The organism is Kitasatospora sp. NPDC024654 (genome assembly GCF_055559155.1).
Map to the genome: position 1 here is coordinate 7,360 of NZ_JBVHLF010000153.1, position 1,652 is coordinate 9,011.

Annotated in this window: 1 protein-coding gene; it reads right to left on the minus strand. The window is 70.2% G+C overall.

All coding sequences use genetic code 11. From position 1 onward, the window contains the following. Positions 1–108 precede the first annotated feature (108 nt). Entirely contained in the window at positions 109–1,470 is a 1,362-nt protein-coding gene (gene pafA / locus ACZ38L_RS37245; protein ID WP_396564956.1) for a Pup--protein ligase, read from the minus strand. Between the last annotated feature and the right edge of the window lie 182 nt (positions 1,471–1,652).

Below are 1,652 nucleotides of genomic sequence, written 5' to 3' on the forward strand. Positions count from 1 at the left end.
GGGAGACCGGAACAGAGAAGGAGCAGCAAGAGGACAACGGCACCCCAACCCCCCCCCCCCCCCCCCCCCCCCCCCCCCCCCCCCCCCCCCCCCCGGCCGGTCCGCCGGCTACATCCCGGCGATCAGCTTCTCCACCCGCTCGTCCACCGAGCGGAACGGGTCCTTGCAGAGCACCGTGCGCTGCGCCTGGTCGTTCAGCTTCAGGTGCACCCAGTCCACCGTGAAGTCCCGGCGCTGCTCCTGCGCCCGACGGATGAAGTCCCCGCGCAGCCGGGCCCGGGTGGTCTGCGGCGGTACCGACTTCGCCTCGAAGGTCTTCAGGTCGGTGGTCACCCGCTGCGCCTGGCCCTTGCCCTGCAGCAGGTAGAAGAGCCCGCGCCGGCGGTGGATGTCGTGGTACGCGAGGTCGATCTGGGCGATCCGCGGGTTGGACATGCTCATCTGGTGCTTCTCGCGGTAGCGCTCGATCAGCTGGTACTTCATGATCCAGTCGATCTCGGTGCCGGCCTTGGCCAGGTCCTCGGTGCGCACCGCCTCCAGCGTGCGACCCCACAGCTCCAGGACCCGGGCCACCGTGCCGGTGTTCAGCCCCTTGCGGTCGGCGAACTCCAGCGCCTTGGTGAAGTACTCCTCCTGGATCTCCAGGGCGCTGGCCTCCCGGCCGTTCGCCAGCCGCACCTGGTGCCGGCCGGTCAGGTCGTGGCTGACCTCGCGGATCGCCCGGATCGGGTTCTCCAGCGTCAGGTCCCGCATCACCACACCGGCCTCGATCAGCCGCAGCACCAGGTCGGTGGCGCCGACCTTGAGCAGCGTGGTGGTCTCCGACATGTTGGAGTCGCCGACGATCACGTGCAGCCGCCGGTACCGCTCGGCGTCCGCGTGCGGCTCGTCCCGGGTGTTGATGATCGGACGGGACCGGGTGGTCGCCGAGCTGACGCCCTCCCAGATGTGCTCGGCCCGCTGGCTCACGCAGTAGACCGCGCCGCGCGGCGTCTGCAGCACCTTGCCCGCACCGCAGATCAGCTGACGGGTCACCAGGAACGGGATGAGCACGTCGGCCAGCCGGGAGAACTCGCCGTGCCGGGCCACCAGGTAGTTCTCGTGGCAGCCGTAGGAGTTGCCCGCCGAGTCGGTGTTGTTCTTGAAGAGGTAGACGTCCCCGGCGATGCCCTCCTCGTGCAGCCGCCGCTCGGCGTCCACCAGGAGGCCCTCCAGGATGCGTTCACCCGCCTTGTCGTGCGTCACCAGCTCGGTGACGTCGTCGCACTCCGGCGTGGCGTACTCGGGATGCGAACCGACGTCCAGATAGAGGCGGGCGCCGTTGCGCAGGAAGACATTGCTGCTGCGTCCCCAGGAAACTACGCGGCGGAAGAGGTACCTGGCCACCTCGTCCGGAGACAGACGCCGTTGTCCCCGAAACGTGCACGTGACGCCGTACTCGTTCTCCAGCCCGAAAATTCGGCGGTCCATGCTGGGACTTTACGCTTCCGACAGCGTTCTGAAACCGTTTCGGCCGCGCCAATCGGGCCACGATTTCCAGCAGTCGGAAAACGCGCGCGGGCGGGGGGGGGGGGGGGGGGGGGGGCGGGGGGCGGGGGGGGGGAGGGGGGGGGGGAGGGTGGGGTGGGGGGGGGGGGGGGGGGGGGGGGGAG